13 protein-coding genes are annotated in these 14,829 nt (G+C 66.1%); 2 read left to right on the top strand and 11 right to left on the bottom strand.

Going from position 1 to position 14,829, the window contains the following annotated elements:
* Positions 1-14: 14 nt before the first annotated feature.
* The 7 genes from SBP01_RS16615 to SBP01_RS16585 are packed head-to-tail and all read right to left on the bottom strand — an operon-like array spanning position 15 to position 9,619.
* On the bottom strand, positions 15-827 hold the full coding sequence (locus tag SBP01_RS16615) for a bifunctional allantoicase/(S)-ureidoglycine aminohydrolase (protein WP_320536557.1): 813 nt from the start codon (positions 825-827) through the stop codon (positions 15-17).
* A 14-nt stretch (positions 828-841) separates the two neighbouring features.
* Positions 842-2,173, bottom strand: coding sequence for a DUF6986 family protein (locus SBP01_RS16610; protein ID WP_320536556.1), 1,332 nt, complete (start codon positions 2,171-2,173; stop codon positions 842-844).
* Positions 2,174-2,176: 3 nt separating this feature from the next.
* Positions 2,177-3,790 carry a malate synthase A gene (aceB, locus tag SBP01_RS16605; RefSeq protein ID WP_320536555.1) on the bottom strand — a complete coding sequence of 538 codons (1,614 nt, stop codon included), beginning with the start codon at positions 3,788-3,790 and terminating at the stop codon, positions 2,177-2,179.
* Between the two features lie 50 nt (positions 3,791-3,840).
* Positions 3,841-4,749 carry a factor-independent urate hydroxylase gene (gene pucL / locus SBP01_RS16600; RefSeq protein ID WP_275215547.1) on the bottom strand — a complete coding sequence of 303 codons (909 nt, stop codon included), beginning with the start codon at positions 4,747-4,749 and terminating at the stop codon, positions 3,841-3,843.
* Between the two features lie 16 nt (positions 4,750-4,765).
* Positions 4,766-5,638: a xanthine dehydrogenase accessory protein XdhC gene (gene xdhC / locus SBP01_RS16595; RefSeq protein WP_320536554.1), complete on the bottom strand. Its 873-nt coding sequence runs from the start codon at positions 5,636-5,638 to the stop codon at positions 4,766-4,768.
* Between the two features lies 1 nt (position 5,639).
* On the bottom strand, positions 5,640-8,108 hold the full coding sequence (gene xdhB / locus SBP01_RS16590) for a xanthine dehydrogenase molybdopterin binding subunit (protein WP_320536553.1): 2,469 nt from the start codon (positions 8,106-8,108) through the stop codon (positions 5,640-5,642).
* Positions 8,108-9,619 carry a xanthine dehydrogenase small subunit gene (locus SBP01_RS16585; RefSeq protein ID WP_320536552.1) on the bottom strand — a complete coding sequence of 504 codons (1,512 nt, stop codon included), beginning with the start codon at positions 9,617-9,619 and terminating at the stop codon, positions 8,108-8,110. Before SBP01_RS16585 ends, xdhB begins: the two co-directional genes overlap by 1 nt.
* Positions 9,620-9,695: 76 nt before the next feature.
* Between SBP01_RS16585 and SBP01_RS16580 the strand changes: the two genes are divergently transcribed.
* Positions 9,696-10,676: an aldo/keto reductase gene (locus SBP01_RS16580; protein WP_320536551.1), complete on the top strand. Its 981-nt coding sequence runs from the start codon at positions 9,696-9,698 to the stop codon at positions 10,674-10,676.
* 15 nt (positions 10,677-10,691) lie between these two features.
* On the opposite strand, the gene uraH is transcribed toward SBP01_RS16580, so the two are convergent.
* A complete protein-coding gene (gene uraH, locus SBP01_RS16575; RefSeq protein ID WP_275215542.1) occupies positions 10,692-11,030 on the bottom strand; it encodes a hydroxyisourate hydrolase in 339 nt (112 codons plus the stop codon).
* Positions 11,027-11,524 carry a 2-oxo-4-hydroxy-4-carboxy-5-ureidoimidazoline decarboxylase gene (gene uraD / locus SBP01_RS16570; RefSeq protein WP_320536550.1) on the bottom strand — a complete coding sequence of 166 codons (498 nt, stop codon included), beginning with the start codon at positions 11,522-11,524 and terminating at the stop codon, positions 11,027-11,029. The genes uraH and uraD overlap by 4 nt, the downstream gene beginning before the upstream one ends.
* 331 nt (positions 11,525-11,855) lie before the next feature.
* Between uraD and SBP01_RS16565 the strand changes: the two genes are divergently transcribed.
* Entirely contained in the window at positions 11,856-13,181 is a 1,326-nt protein-coding gene (locus SBP01_RS16565; RefSeq protein WP_320536549.1) for an MFS transporter, read from the top strand.
* 86 nt (positions 13,182-13,267) lie between these two features.
* Here SBP01_RS16565 and SBP01_RS16560 read toward each other — a convergent pair whose 3' ends face one another.
* Both SBP01_RS16560 and SBP01_RS16555 read right to left on the bottom strand, forming a co-directional pair.
* Entirely contained in the window at positions 13,268-14,116 is an 849-nt protein-coding gene (locus SBP01_RS16560; RefSeq protein WP_320536548.1) for a zinc-binding dehydrogenase, read from the bottom strand.
* Between the two features lie 307 nt (positions 14,117-14,423).
* Positions 14,424-14,621, bottom strand: a complete 198-nt coding sequence (locus SBP01_RS16555) for a hypothetical protein (RefSeq protein WP_275215537.1) — start codon at positions 14,619-14,621, stop codon at positions 14,424-14,426.
* Between the last annotated feature and the right edge of the window lie 208 nt (positions 14,622-14,829).

The following is a 14,829-nucleotide window of genomic DNA, read 5'->3' as shown; positions in this document are numbered from 1 at the left end:
GTCGCGGGACGCTGCTAGGTGAGGCGGACCTGCCGGTTGACGTCCTTGTACAGCAGGTAGCGGAACTGGCCCGGGCCGCCGGCGTAGCAGGCCTGGGGGCAGAAGGCGCGCAGCCACATGAAGTCGCCGGCCTCGACTTCAACCCAGTCGGTGTTGAGCAGGTACATGGCCTTGCCCTCCAGGACGTACAGGCCGTGCTCCATCACATGCGTCTCCGGGAACGGGATCACCCCGCCCGGCTGGAACGTCACGATATTCACATGCATGTCATGGGCCAAGTCATCGGGCTCCACAAAGCGGGTGGTCTTCCAGGCACCGTTGGTGTCCGGCATCGAGGTGGGTTCCACGTGCAGATCGCTCGTGACGAACGACTTGGCCTCGTAGCCTTCCAGCCGTTCGTAGGCCTTGCGGACCCAATGGAACGAGACAATGTCAGCCGAGACGTTCTCCACTCCCCACGCGGATCCTGCGGCCAGGTAGGCATAGCCGCCCTCTGCAAGCTGGTGGAGTTCGCCGTTGAGGGTCAGGTTGACCGTGCCCTTGGTGACGAAGACGACGCCTTCCACGCCGGCTTCAAACTCGGCCCTGGGAGCCCCGCCGCCGGGGCCGATCTCCACGATCAGCTGCGAGAACGTCGTGGCGAAGCCGGAGATGGGCCGGGCGATGATCCAGGAGCGCGTCTTGGAAAATCCGGGCAGGTTGGACGTGACAATGTCCGTCATGACGCCCTTGGGAATGACGGTGTAGGCCTCGGTGACGATGGCCCGTTCTGTGGTGAGGTGGGTCTGCGGCGGCAGGCCGCCCGGCGGGTGGTAGTACTTGCCCATGGATGGAGCCTTCCTTACTTCGGGGCGGACTGGGACTGGAAATCGGGATTCGGCTTCGAGGTGGACGGTGCCAGCCTCGGGTGCGCCAGTGCGGTGAGTTGGGGCATTCCGACGCCGGCCAGCGCCTGGAGCTCATCGGCACCGACGGCGCCGCACTGGACACCGCGCAGCACGAAGGCCGCCAGGGCGTGGGCGGTGGCGGGTTCGTCCATGACGCCGCCCTCGGTCTGCTCCACATATTCGGTTCGCTCCACGTAGTTGCGCAGCCGTGCCGCGGCGGCCGGAAGCCCCTCGCGGTAGAAGGCGTAGGTGGCGGCGAAGCGGCTGGGCAGCTGGGCCGGGTGCAGGTCCCAGCCCTGGTAGAAGCCGCGTTCCAGGGACCGGCGGACCAGCCGGCCGTGCAGCTTCCACGCGGTTTCCATGTTCTCGCCGACGGGGATGATGTTGGTGGACCCGTCCGAGAGGCGGATGCCGGTGCCGGCGACGGCCAGCTGCATGATCTCCTTGGCGAAGTCCGCCACAGGGTGTTCCATGGACTGGTATTCGGCCGAGATCTGCAGCGACGCCGAGTAGTCGTACGTCCCGTAATGCAGCCCGGAGATCCGGCCGGGAACAGCGTGCGGCAGCTGCGCCACAGGGGAGGTGCCCTCCGGGCCGAGGATGAGCTGCGGTGTTTCCACCTGCACCTCGAAGCGCAGCCGGCCCGCGGGAAGCGAATGGACTTCCTCCAGCCGGGACACCGCGTAGGCCATGGCCTGGACCTGGGCCACGGTGCTGACCTTGGGAAGGGTCAGAATCAGGCCATCCGGCAGTTCTCCGGCGGTCGCCAAGCCGGACACAAACAGGTCCAGAGTCCGCAGACCCCGGGCGCGGGATGGGGCCTCGAAGCACTTGAAGCGGATACCGATGAACGGGGGAGCCGTGCCGGCGGCCACCGCCGCAGCCACCGCGTTGGCGGCAGCAACGGCGTCGGCATCTTCGGCCCCGTCCCCGCGGTGGCCGTAGCCGTCCTCGAAGTCCAGGCGCAGATCCTCGATCGGTTCGCGTTCCAGCTTCGTTTCCACCCGCGCGGCCACTGCCGCAGCCAGGCCGGTGTCCTGGCCCAGCAACTGCCCCAACCGGGTCAGGCCCCCGTGTGCTGCCGCGGTCGCAAGCGCCTGCGCACCCCAGTCGGCCGCGAGCGACGGCGTGAACCGGTCCGCGGGCACGTACACCGTGTGCACGGGCTGGCGGGAGCCGTCGTCGCCAGGGTAGTTCCGCTCCAGCAGTTCGTCCGTGGCCGCCAGCCGGGAATCGATGTGCGCGATGTCCGCCGCGGACAGTGCAGGTGTGGGGGACACCGCCATACCCTAATCCACCAGCTCGTAGGCGGGCTCGGTAAGGAAATCGGTGTACTCCTCGGACAGGCAAATGCTTCTGATCAGGTGGCTGGCGGGCTCGTAGTAACCCGTGAACGCTTCCTCGCCGACCTCCCCCCGCAGCCGTTCCGTTTCCTCACCCAGAATCTGCTCCACCAGTTCGCGCGTGACGGTGTTTCCGGTGTCTGCCAGGACGGACTTGTTCCGGATCTGCTGCCAGACCTGTGAGCGGGAAATCTCCGCGGTGGCGGCGTCTTCCATCAGGTTGTGGATGGCCACGGCGCCGTTGCCGGACAGCCATACCGCGGTGTAGGCGACGGCGACATACAGGTTCAGGCGGAGGCCCGCCTCGGTGACCTGGCCGCCTGCTGAAGCAATGTCCAGCAGCTCATCGGCCGTCACGGAAACGTCTGGCCGCTGCCTGTCCAGCTGGTTGGGGCGGCCGCCCTTTTCCGGGTCGCCCAGCACGGAGTCGAACACCTCCTGGCAGGTGGACACGAGGTCCGGGTGGGCCACCCAGGAACCGTCGAAACCGTCGTTGGCCTCCCGGGTCTTGTCCGCGCGGACCTTCTCGAACGCGGCGGCCGTGACCTCGGGCTCCTTGCGGTTGGGGATAAAGGCCGCCATGCCGCCCATCGCGAAGGCGCCGCGCTTGTGGCAGGTCTTGACCAGCAGTTCGGTGTAGGCGCGCATGAACGGGGCGGTCATGGCCACGGAGGCGCGGTCCGGGAGGACGAACTGTTCGCCGGCGTCGCGGAAGTACTTGATGATGCTGAACAGGTAGTCCCAGCGGCCGGCGTTCAGGCCTGAGGCGTGGTCGCGGAGTTCGTAGAGGATCTCGTCCATTTCGAAGGCGGCCGGGATGGTTTCGATCAGGACGGTGGCGCGGATGGTGCCCTGCGGGATGCCAAGGTGGTCCTGGGCGAAGACGAAGACCTCGTTCCAGAGCCGGGCTTCAAGGTGGCTCTCCATTTTGGGCAGGTAATAGTATGGTCCCTGCCCGTTTTCGATCAGCTGTTTGGCCACGTGGAAGAAGTGCAGGCCGAAGTCCACCAGCGCACCCACGGCGGGTTCGCCGTCGAGCAGGACGTGTTTCTCCGGCAGGTGCCAGCCGCGCGGGCGCATGACCACCACGGCGAGCGGGGCGTCGGTGCGGAGGGTGTATTCCTTGCCTTCGGGTGCGGTGTAGCTGAGGGTGCCGCGGGCGGCGTCGCGGAGGTTCAGGACGGCGTCAATGACGTTGCCCCAGGTGGGTGTGCTGGCGTCCTCCATGTCGGCCAGCCACACCTTGGCGCCGGAGTTCAGGGCGTTGATGGCCATCTTGGCAGGTGACGCGGGGCCGGTCATTTCCACCCGGCGGTCCTGCAACGCTGCGGGTGCCTGCGCTACTTTCCAGTCGCCGTCGCGCACGTCCCGGGTTTCCGGCAGGAAATCCAGCTTCCCGGTCTCGGCCACCCGCTGCCGCTTGGTCCGGCGGGCGGCAAGCAGCTCATTCCGGGTGCCGGCGAAGCGCTGGTGGAGTTCGTCGATGAACGCCAGCGCCTCCGAGGTAAGGATTTCCTCTGAACGGTCGATCGGCTGCGGGTCTGTGAGGGTGATGGCCATTGCTGGTCCTTTCGTGGCTGGTCAGGCTGTGAAGTCAGGTTGGCTGGAATCTAGCAGAAACCGGTGATGCCGGCCCACGCAAGGTCGGCAGGCACGGTATCGTCGCGCTGGACGGTGGCCTCGATCAGGCCGTAGGGCCGGTCCGCCGCGAAGAAGACCTCATTGGGGTTATCGAGGCCGAACGGCGAAAGGTCCACCAGGAAATGGTGCTTGTTGGGCATCGAGAAACGGATCTCGTCGATCTCCGGGTGGGCTTCGAGGACCTTGGCGCCCATGTCGAACAGGGTCTGCTGCAGGGCGTGCGAGTACTTCTCCGTGAAGGCCTCGAGCAGGAGGGCTTTGATGTCCGCGTAGCTCTTGTTGAAGTCCACGGCGGTGAAGTCGGTGCCGGTCTTGAAGCGCCAGCGTGCGGAAACGTCGGTGGCCAGGATACGGTCCGTGGTTTCCGGGAGCGTGGTGTATTTGTCCCGGTCGAAGCCCACAAACCCGGACTGGGTGGATTTCAGGACGGTGAGGTCCGTGAGCCCGGAGATCAGGTGGGCGGCAGCGCCGTCGCGGACCAGGACAGCCGTGCGGACCTCCTGGCCGGTGCGCACAAAGGAGTGGTGGTGCCCGGAGCCGTGGGCCTGGATGCGGTCCCAGCCGTAGGATTCCGCTTCCCAGCGGCCGCCCGTCACCCAGTCGAAGCTGGACGTGAAATGCTCGCCCAGGCGGAGCAGGAAGGCCTCCGGGGAGCCGATGCCGTCACGGGCGAAGGCATAAATGGTGTTCTTTTGGGTGTCCGTGGCCACCACGTGGGTGTTATCGCCTTCAAGGTGCGCGGCTTCGAAGTCACCGCGGAGCTGCGAGGTGACGTTCAGGTCCTCGATCTCGTGGCGGCGGGTGTCGCGGGTGATCTTAACAACCCGGACTTCGGCTTTCCCATACTGGTTCTGGCCGAGGACGATATTGCTGCTCATATTCAGATTCCCCACTTCATGAGTTGGTTCCCGGCGTTGACTGGCTGGCTGATGGGCTGACCTGCGGAACGGCGGACGGCAGGGCGCGCGGAACGGCGGACGGCAGGGCGCGGAGCAGGTCCGCTGCGGCGCTCACGGCGATGACCGCCGGCGCTTTCCCGCTGACCTCCGGAAGCCCGATCGGGCACCGGATCCGGTCCATCTCCGCGTCAGTGAATCCTTCCGCGGCCAGCTTTTGCCGGAACCGGATCCACTTGGCCCGCGAGCCGATCAGCCCCACCCTTCCCAGGTCCGGCCGTCGCAGGGCCGCATGGCAGAGCAGGAAGTCCTCGGCATGGTCATGGCTCATGATGAACACGTGCGCGCCCGCCGGAAGGTCGCCAATGAAGGAGTCGGGAACCGGGGTGTGAACGGCACGGACGTCGGCCACACCCGAGGTCACATCAGCAAGCCGGGCCGCAGCAAGCTGTTCCCCGCGGCTATCCACCAGGTACAGGGTCATGGGGATCCGGGAGAGGATGCGGCCCAGTTCGTAGCCAACGTGCCCGACGCCGAAGATCGCCACCGTGGGCAGCGACAGGAAGGGTTCGAGCAGCACCCGCACCTTTCCCCCGCAGCACTGCCTGCCGTGCTCTGTGGCTGCGTGCTCGTTGAGCGCGAATTCGGTGGTCTCCGGCGACGTGAGGCCCCGGGCCATCATGTCCCTGGCCCGGTCCACCACGGTGGCCTCGAGGTTGCCGCCGCCGATGCTGCCCCAGATGGACTCTGCCCCCACCACCATCTTGGCGCCGGCCTCCCGCGGCGCATGGCCGCGCACCTCGGACACGGTGGCCAGGACCCCGGGCAAACCCGCGGACCTCAAGTGCTGCAGGGCGTCCAGCCAGTCCATGTCAGGTCGCCGCCGTCGGGATTGGAGACGGGGTGGCTGGAGACGGGGTGGCGGGAGACGGGGCAACCGGTGTGGATGCTGCATCCGGCGTTGACCCGGCATCTGATCCGGACGCGGCATCTGATCCGGACGCGGACGTTCGGGAGCCGGTGACCCGTTCGATCGCCCAGAACACCGCCTCCGGAGTTGCCGGACTCGCCAGTTCCACCGAAATACCGCCCGGACCGAAGGCCGCCACCGCCGCCCGCAATGCCTCCCGGACGCTGATGGCCAGCATCAGCGGGGGTTCGCCCACAGCCTTGGAGCCGTAGACCACGCCGCTCTCGGTGGCCCGTTCGAAGAGGTGCACGTTGAACTGTTCCGGCATTTCGGAGAAGCTCGGCAGCTTGTACGTACTGGCCGACTGGGTGGTCAGCCGTCCCCGCCCGTCGCCGTCGGACACGTCCCACCGCAGGTCCTCAAGGGTCAGCCACCCCGCTCCCTGTACGAAACCGCCTTCAATCTGCCCAACGTCGATCAACGGCGAAAGGCTGTCGCCGACGTCGTGCACAATGTCTGTGCGCAGCTGCCGGTAGGCGCCCGTGAAACGGTCCACCTCCACCTCGGTGACCGCCGCGCCGTAGCTGAAGTATTTGAACGGCTCGCCCTGCATCCGGGTGCTGTCCCAATGCAGCCCCTCGGTCCGGTAGAAACCGGCCGCCCAGAGAGGAACGCGCTGGAAGTAGGCGTCCTGGACCACCTCGGCGAAACTGAGATCACGGTCGTGGAACCCGATCCCCGTCACCTTGCCGGCTTCGAACCGCACGTCGTCCGGGTGGATGTTCAGCCGCCGGGCGGCCACCTCCGCCAGCCGCGAACTGATCTGCTCGCAGGCGTTCTTGACGGCGCCGCCGTTAAGGTCGGCGCCGGAGCTTGCCGCAGTGGCCGACGTGTTGGGCACCTTGTCGGTGCGGGTGGGAGCCAGCCGGATGAACGCGAGCGGCACGCCCAGCGCGGTGGCCGCCACCTGGCGCATCTTGGTGTGCAGGCCCTGTCCCATCTCGGTGCCGCCGTGGTTGATCAGGACGGACCCGTCCTTGTAGACGTGGACCAGCGCCCCGGCCTGGTTGAACGCGGTGAGGTTGAACGAGATGCCAAACTTCACCGGGGTGATGGCCAGGGCCCGCTTGGTGTTCGGGTGCGCTGTGTTGAACGCCGCGATGTCCTCACGCCGCCGCGCCACTTCGGCGCGGTCCAGCAGCAACGCCCAGATCGCGGTGAGCCGTTCAGCGTGCCGGACGGGCTGGCCGTACGGTGTGCTTTGTCCCGGTTCGTAGAAGTTTCGACGCCGGAGCTCGCCCGGGTCGAGGCCCAATTCCGGCGCGCAGCGGCCCAGGATGTCCTCGATCACCAGCATTCCTTGCGGGCCGCCGAAGCCCCGGAACGCCGTTTGCGAGGTTTTGTTGGTCTTCGCGACCCGGCCGTGGACCTCAATGTTGGGAATGTAGTAGGCATTGTCGATGTGGCACATGGCCCTCGCCAGGACCGGCTCGGAAAGGTCCAGGCTCCAGCCGCCGTCGCTGGTGATGGTGGCCCTGAGCGCCTGGAGGCGCCCGTCGCCGTCGAATCCGGCTTCCCAGCGGGCGTGGAACGGGTGGCGCTTGCCGGTCATGGTGATGTCCTGGGTGCGGTTGAGGCGGACCCTCACAGGCCGGCCGGTGAGGCTGGCGCCCAGGGCTGCCACCGCCGCGAAGCCGTGCGGCTGCATCTCCTTGCCGCCGAAGCCGCCGCCCATCCGCAGGCACTGCACCGTCACCTGGTGGCTGGAAAGCCCCAGCACGTGGGCAACGATCTCCTGCGTCTCGGACGGATGCTGGGTGCTCGAATGGACAAAGACCTGTCCGCCCTCATCGATGTAGGCGAGGCACGCCTGGGTCTCCAGGTAGAAGTGCTCCTGGCCGCCGAACTCGAACTCGCCGCTGAACCGGTGAGCCGCGTCCGCCAGGGCCTGGTCCGGCTCACCCCGGGCAACGGTTGGCTGGTTGCCCTGGAAGCTTTCCGCGGCAATGGCTTCGGTGAGTGTCAGCAGCGACGGCAACGGCTGGTACTCAACGGTCACAGCAGCAGCGCCCAGCCGCGCCGCTTCCAAGGACTCGGCGAGGACCCAGCACACCGCCTGGCCGTGGAACAGGACCTCGCCGGGGAAGAGCGGTTCGTCGTGTTTGGTGCCGGAGTCGTTGATGCCCGGAACGTCCGACGCCGTCAGCACCTTAACCACGCCGGGAACCTTGAGCGCGGGCTGGGTCTGCAGCGCTACGACCCGCGCATGGGCGTGCGGTGCCTGGACCGGCCAGGCATGCAGGACATTCCGGGATCGGACCACCAGATCGTCAGTGTAGAGGGCGGTGCCCGTCACGTGGGCCGCTGCACTCTCGTGGGACACCGGGACCCCTACGACGGGGTTGACGGGGCGCTCGGCAAGGGATTTCATCACGCCACCTCCACAGGAGCATGTTCGGCATGGAACTTCAGCAGCGCCTGCCGCAGCATCGCCGAACGGTAGAGCGCACTGGCCCGCATATCGTCGATCGGTGTGCCCTCGCCCGCCATCACGGCAGCTGCCGCGGCCGCCGTGTCCGCGGTCCACGGCCGGCCCATCAAGGCCTCTTCGGTTGCGGTGGCACGAATGGGTGTGGCGGCAACTCCGCCCAGGCCGATCCGGGCCGAAGCCACTGTGCCGTCCGTGACCTGCAGCGCGATCGCCGCAGACACGCTGGAGATGTCATCGAAGCGCCGCTTGGCGATCTTATAGAACGCCGCGTTTTCGGCCAGCGGCAGCGGAATCCGCACTGCGCTGAGCAGTTCGCCGGGCTTCCTGACACTCTGCCGGTACCCGGTGTAGTACTCCGAGAGCGGAACCTCGCGTTCGCCGTCGGTAGAGGCCAGGACCACCCGCGCGGCCAGGGCGAGGAGCACCGGAGCGGAGTCGCCGATGGGCGACCCCGTGGAGAGGTTCCCGCCGAAGGTGGCCGCGTTGCGGATCAGGCGCGAAGCGAACTGGGGAAACAGCTGGCCAAGAAGCGGCACCCTGCCGCGAAGGCCGCGTTCGGCCTCCGACAAGGTCAGGGCCGCACCGATCTCGACGTGTCCGGCGTCGAACTTTAACGTCCGTAACTCCTCGAGGCGGTCGATGGCGAGGACCAGCGGCGGCCGGGAATGCCGGAGGTTCACCTCGACACCAAGGTCCGTGGCGCCTGCGACCAGCCTGGCCTCCGGGTTCTCTTGAAGGAGCCGGAGGGCTTCGGCCAGCGTTCCCGGACGAAGGAACCCTGCGCCGTCGTCCGTTCGGGTGTGTTTGGCCGCCGGGGCCGGTCGGTTCTGCCTTTCGAGCAGTGGATCTGTGCCCGGCGGGGTTCCGAGTGCATAGGCGGCGTCCCGAATGGGCCGGTAGCCGGTGCACCGGCAGAGATTCCCGCTCAGGGCGTGCAGGTCAAAGCCGTTGGGCCCGCATTCATGGACGGTGGCATGCTCTTCGCCTACGGCTTCGGTTCCTGTTTCCTGCTGCGAATGCGCCTGCGCACCCTCCCGTGCCGGGTTCCGGTCCGGCCGGTAGTACTCGGCCGCCATCGAGCAGATGAAGCCCGGAGTGCAGTATCCGCATTGCGACCCGCCCCGGTCCGCCATTTCCTGCTGCACAGGATGAAGGTCTTCCCGGGCAGCGCCCGGGACGGACACGGTGCCCAGGCCTTCCGCGGTGATGATTTCCTGGCCGTCGAAAGCGAGGGCGGCCGGCAGGCACGAATTCAGCGAAGTCCACCGGCTGTGATCGGGGCCGTCCGGCCGCGCCACCAGGACTGCACAGGCCCCGCATTCACCCTCGGCACAGCCTTCCTTGGCACCGGTCAGGCCTTCTGCACGCAGCCAGTCAAGAAGCGAGGTGTGCGGGCTGGCGCTGCTGCAGTCGCGGGGCTGCCCGTTGACGACTACCCTAATTCCGTCCATGCTCCATCCTTGCCGCGTGCACAACGGAAAGCCAGAGCTTCGCCGTCCCGCGTGTCCCCGGCCCTATAGTCGAGGGATGGAACAGCGGATTTTAGGCAAGACCGGACGTAACGTCTCCGTCGTGGGACTCGGCACCTGGCAGCTCGGCGCCGATTGGGGCAACGTTGACCAGGCGGAGGCCCAGGCCATTCTGGCAGCGTCCGTGGAATCCGGGGTCACCTTCTTTGACACGGCTGATGTCTATGGGGACGGCAGGAGCGAGCAGGCCATCGGGAAGTTCCTCGCGGACAATCCGGGCCTGGAGATCACCGTGGCCACCAAGATGGGCCGCCGCGTGGACCAGCAGCCGGAGAATTACACCCTGGCCAACTTCCGGCAGTGGGTGGACCGGTCGCGCCGGAACCTGGGCACCGACACCCTGGACCTGGTCCAGCTGCACTGCCCGCCCACGCCGGTTTATAGCAGCGCCGAAGTTTATGACGCGTTGGACACCTTGGTGTCCGAGGGTGCCATCCGCAACTACGGCGTCAGCGTGGAGCGCACGGATGAGGCGCTGGAAGCAATCCGCCACGGGGGGACCGCCTCCGTCCAGATCATCCTGAACGCGTTCCGGCTCAAGCCCCTGGATGAGGTTCTCCCCGCCGCGAAGGCCGCAAACGTTGGCGTCATCGCACGGGTGCCGCTCGCATCCGGGTTGCTCTCGGGCAAGTACACGAAGGAAACTACCTTCGCGGAGAACGACCACCGGAACTACAACCGCAACGGTGCTGCCTTCGACGTCGGGGAGACGTTCGCGGGGGTCGACTTCGAATTGGGCCTCAAAGCCGTGGCCGAGTTTGAACAGCTGATCCCTGCCGGCGCCACCTCCGCCCAGGCGGCCATCGCCTGGATAACTGCGCAGGACGGCGTCACAACGGTGATTCCCGGCGCCCGGAACGCAGACCAGGCGAGGGCGAACGCGGCAGCGGCTGCCGTGGATATTACGGAAGAGTTCGACGCCGGCGTCCTCTGGATCTATGACCACTACTTCCGCGAAGCCATCCACCCGCGCTGGTAGCGGGCAATAGGCAGCTCAGCTGCCGCGGTAGGTGGAATACGCGAACGGGCTGAGCAGAAGCGGCACGTGGTAGTGCTCCTCGGAGCCCACGCTGAAGGTGAGCGTCACCTCGGGGTAGAACGCTTCGGTGCCGCTGGCGGCGAAGTACGTTCCGGTGTCGAAGGTCAGACGGTAGGTCCCCGACGGCAGGCGCGCCGGCCCCAGTTCTTTGACGCGTCCGTCCGAATCCGTCATGCCCTCGGCAATCCTGGTCCAGCCTGCGTCCTCAAGCCTGTGCAGGGATGCCGGGACGTCCTTTGCCGGCCGGCCGGAACCGGTGTCAAGGACGTGCGTGGTGACGTGGGAAGTGCTCATATGCTGATCAGTCCTTCGAGCCGGAGCACTGCGATTTCCCGCAGCTGCTGCCCAATGATGGATTGTTCCTGTTCTGCCGTGTGGGTGAGCCTGATGTTGAGGGCGGCGAGGATCTCCGCGCGGCTGCGGCCGGCGGCGCGGATCAGGAAGACCTGCCCGAATTTCTTCTCGTAGAGCCGGTTGCCCTCGGCCAACTCCTCGGCGACGGCTTCATCGGCCGCCCCCAGCGCCGCCTGCTCCGCCCTGGCCAGCCGCGCTCCCGCGCTGTCGCCCTGCGCCCGCTCACCGATCCGCGGGTGATGGGCGAGAGCCCCGTCGATTTCCGCGCGCGTGAACGGATTCGCGGCGGACCCGGCCGTTGCCAGAAGCTCGTCGGGACTGGAATACGGCCGTCCTGCGACCAGCTCGTCGATCCAGCGCGGGATGTCCAGGCAAGGGCGGAGGAAATCGGCAGCCTCCGCGCGGCCACCCGAATTGAACTGTTCAAGCTGCATGGCTTCAGCATATGTAACCGGCCGGCCACCGCGTCTGTTGCTGCCACGCCAGGCCGCCAAACGGAGCATTCCCGCAAGTCCACAGAATTCATAGGTAAAAGCTCTCAATAGAACATGAATCAGTATTTTTGATTGCTCAATTTTTACCCTAAGGTTGCCGATGTCGCGGACGTGATGCCAGGCACAACCGACGCCTGTTGCAGTTGTCCGCCAACCTCAACTCCTCGGCTACCCAAGCCCGGATGGGCTCCCATGCCCAGAAACATGTGAAAGAGAGTCAACGTTGACTAAAGCTGCCTATAATGTCCAGGACGTTATCGACAACACGCCCATGGGGGTGAAGCGCTGGTCCGTCGTGGCGCTGTGCTTCGTGATCGCCTTGCTGGACGGGTTCGATACCCAATCCATCGCCTTCATTGGCCCGGCCATAGCCGACGACTTCGGCCTGCAGGCCACCGACATGACTTGGGTCATCACGGCCAGCACCATCGGCATGTGCGCCGGGGCCATGACGTTGGGAACCTTCGGCGACAGGATCGGCCGCAAGAAGACCATTCTGCTGGCCCTGGTCCTGTTCGGCGTTTTCTCCCTGGCCGGCGGCTTCGCACAGACGCTGGAGCAGATCATCGTCCTGCGCTTCCTGATCGGCCTGGGAATGGGCGGCGCAACACCGGCACTCCTTGCCCTGACGGCCGAATTCAGCCCGAAGGCCCGCCGCGGCACGTTCATGACCCTGGTGCTGCTTGGCCTTCCGGGCGGTGCACTGCTTGGCGGCCTGGTGGCTGCGGCCTGGCTTCCGGTCATGGGCTGGCGCGGCATCTTCCTGGTGGGCGGCGTGCTTCCGCTGGCGCTGCTCCTGGTGTGCCTCAAGCTGCTCCCCGAATCCCCGGTGTTCCTCGCCACCAAGCGCACGCCTGCTGCGCTGGCTGAGGCACGCAAGATCATGGCAGCCGTCTCCGGAAAGCCGGTGGACCCGGACGTTGAGCTGGTCACCGAGGACAGGAAGGAAGAGAAGAGCTCCGTCTCCGCACTGTTCTCCGCGAAGTACCGGATGGTCACCATCGCCGTGTTTGCCACTTACCTGTTGAACTGGATTGCCTGGTACCTGCTGCTCCTCTGGATGCCCACGGCCCTGAAAACGCTGGGTCTGGCAGCTTCGCAGGCCGCCATGGGTACCGTGACCGTCAACGGCGCGTTCATCCTCTTTGCAATCCCGCTGTCCATCATCCTGCCCAAGGTCAACGCGCGGAAGCTGCTGCTGGTCATGTTCGGTGCCGGCATCCTTGTGGCGCTGGGCCTGGGGCTGGCCGGTTCCAACTTCGCCCTGGTGTTCATCCTGATCGGCTTGGCCGGCTTCGGCATCGGCGGCCAGCAGCTGGCCCTGAACTACCTGATCGCGAACGCTTACCCCACGCAGCTGCGCGCCACGGCCACCGGCTGGGGCATTGGGATCGGCCGGCTCGGCTCGATTGTGGGCTCGGCCCTCGGCGGGCTCATCCTCGCCGGGTTCGGCGCCTCCGGGTACTTCATGACACTGGCTGTGCCGCTGGTCCTCGCCGCCCTGGCCACTTTGCTGGTGCGCAACTCGGTTGCCGCGGCAGCGGGAGAGGCTGAGGGAGACCAGGCTTCAGCGCTGCGCCGCGAACCTGCCCTGTAGGCGGACAAAAGAACCCCCAACAAAAAGAAGCGGACGACGCCGTACCGGCGTCGTCCGCTTCAGTTTTGCCTGAGGTGCTGGGGAACTTAGTCCTCGTATTTTGCGATGAAGCGGCCCACAACGCTGCCCTTGCGCAGCTTGTCGATTGCCTCCGGAATGTCCGCCTGGGTGATGAGGTTCATCGGCGGGTTCAGCTGGCCCGACTTCATCAGGGCGTAGAGGTTCTCGAGGTCCTCCTTGGTGCCCGACTTGGAACCCTTGATGGAGAGCTGGTTGACGATCAGCGGGTAGGTGTTGATGGTGGCTTCGAGGCGGCCCATGCCCACCTGCACCAGCGTGCCGAACTCGGCGAGCGTCTCAAGCGCGGCGGCCGTGGTGGTGCCGAAGCCTGCGTAGTCAACGATCAGGTCCAGCTTCTTGTCCTTGAAAGCCTCGATGGAGTCCGCGACGCCGGCCAGGCCGATCTCGTCAGCGAGCTTCTGGGTCTCCGGATTAACTTCAGCGCCGTAGACCTCCGCACCGGCGATGACGGCAACGCGGGCGCCGATGTGCCCGAGGCCGCCGAGGCCGATCACACCCACCTTCATGCCTGCCTTGGCTCCGCCCACGGCCATGACGGCGTGGTACGCGGTAAGGCCGGCGTCCGTCGCCATCGCGCCGAGTTCAAAAGTGACCTCGTCCGGCAGCTTGACCAGGTTGTCGTCCGTGGCGAGCAGCTTGGGGCCGAAGCCGCCGTCCCATTTGCCGTAGCCGAGGGCGTCGCCGTCGCTCATCACGGGGGAGAGGCCCACGCGGTCGCCGACCTTCCAGTGGTCCATGCCTTCGCCGACTTCGGTGATGACGCCGGCATTTTCGTGGCCCATGGTGCGGGGGAGTTCGGGGAACAGCGGCATCCAGCCGGCATCATCAAGGGCGGTGACGTCGGAGTGGCACACCCCGGCGGCCTTGACGCTGACGACGACCTGGCCGGGACCGGCCGTCGGCTCTGCTACCTCGTTGAGTTCCAGTGGTTTGTTGGTGCCGTTGAACTGTCATGCCTCCATGGGGCATTCTCCTTCGTCGATCCGTCATATTCATGCATTTGCATGCACTAAGCTTCACCATACTCCTCTCTCCGGGAGTCGGCATGCCAGTGTGATCCAACTATCCCCCCGACGCCCCGCGGGCCTCAAACAGAAGCGGGCGATCGCCGGAACCAAAGGAGGTTCCTGCGATCGCCCGCTTCTGTTTTGGTGCTGAGCCTTAGGCTGTGACGAGCTGGTGGTCGTCGCTGCGGACGCTCAGCGTGAAGGTGTTGGGGCCGCTGGCGTGGACGGCAATGCGGCATTTGGTGGTGTTCGCCTTGGCGGAGAGGTCCTGCGCTGCTGCGTCAAGAGTGTGCTCAATCGCGGACCGGTCCCAGATTTTGAGGGACACAGAGTGGTGGGATTCAAACGTCATTGTCATTACTTTCGCTCATGCAGTTGACGGCCAGGTCATCCTTGAAGCGGCCGCATCCTCGTCGGTGAGGATTGCTGATTCAGGTGTGCGGGGAGCATAGCCCCCTATTCATGGTTCATGGTGAGCCGCGAATTTGACAACCGAAAAGGCGAAAGTGTGATCGATTGCACGTTCGTTATGAGGTGCTCAGTAGAGGAAAATGTCGATC

The sequence above is a fragment of the Pseudarthrobacter sp. IC2-21 genome, from assembly GCF_034048115.1.
Lineage (GTDB): Bacteria > Actinomycetota > Actinomycetes > Actinomycetales > Micrococcaceae > Arthrobacter > Arthrobacter naphthalenicus.
The sequence above is the reverse complement of the archived record's forward strand: the minus strand, read 5'-3'. Positions and strand labels throughout refer to the sequence as shown.

Bases quoted from the DNA above. Each gene is read 5' to 3' on its own strand.
- SBP01_RS16615 (WP_320536557.1), bottom strand. From the start codon at position 827: ATGGGCAAGTACTACCACCCGCCGGGCGGCCTGCCGCCGCAGACCCAC.
- SBP01_RS16610 (WP_320536556.1), bottom strand. From the start codon at position 2,173: ATGGCGGTGTCCCCCACACCTGCACTGTCCGCGGCGGACATCGCGCAC.
- aceB (WP_320536555.1), bottom strand. From the start codon at position 3,790: ATGGCCATCACCCTCACAGACCCGCAGCCGATCGACCGTTCAGAGGAA.
- pucL (WP_275215547.1), bottom strand. From the start codon at position 4,749: ATGAGCAGCAATATCGTCCTCGGCCAGAACCAGTATGGGAAAGCCGAA.
- xdhC (WP_320536554.1), bottom strand. From the start codon at position 5,638: ATGGACTGGCTGGACGCCCTGCAGCACTTGAGGTCCGCGGGTTTGCCC.
- xdhB (WP_320536553.1), bottom strand. From the start codon at position 8,108: ATGAAATCCCTTGCCGAGCGCCCCGTCAACCCCGTCGTAGGGGTCCCG.
- SBP01_RS16585 (WP_320536552.1), bottom strand. From the start codon at position 9,619: ATGGACGGAATTAGGGTAGTCGTCAACGGGCAGCCCCGCGACTGCAGC.
- SBP01_RS16580 (WP_320536551.1), top strand. From the start codon at position 9,696: ATGGAACAGCGGATTTTAGGCAAGACCGGACGTAACGTCTCCGTCGTG.
- uraH (WP_275215542.1), bottom strand. From the start codon at position 11,030: ATGAGCACTTCCCACGTCACCACGCACGTCCTTGACACCGGTTCCGGC.
- uraD (WP_320536550.1), bottom strand. From the start codon at position 11,524: ATGCAGCTTGAACAGTTCAATTCGGGTGGCCGCGCGGAGGCTGCCGAT.
- SBP01_RS16565 (WP_320536549.1), top strand. From the start codon at position 11,856: ATGGGGGTGAAGCGCTGGTCCGTCGTGGCGCTGTGCTTCGTGATCGCC.
- SBP01_RS16555 (WP_275215537.1), bottom strand. From the start codon at position 14,621: ATGACGTTTGAATCCCACCACTCTGTGTCCCTCAAAATCTGGGACCGG.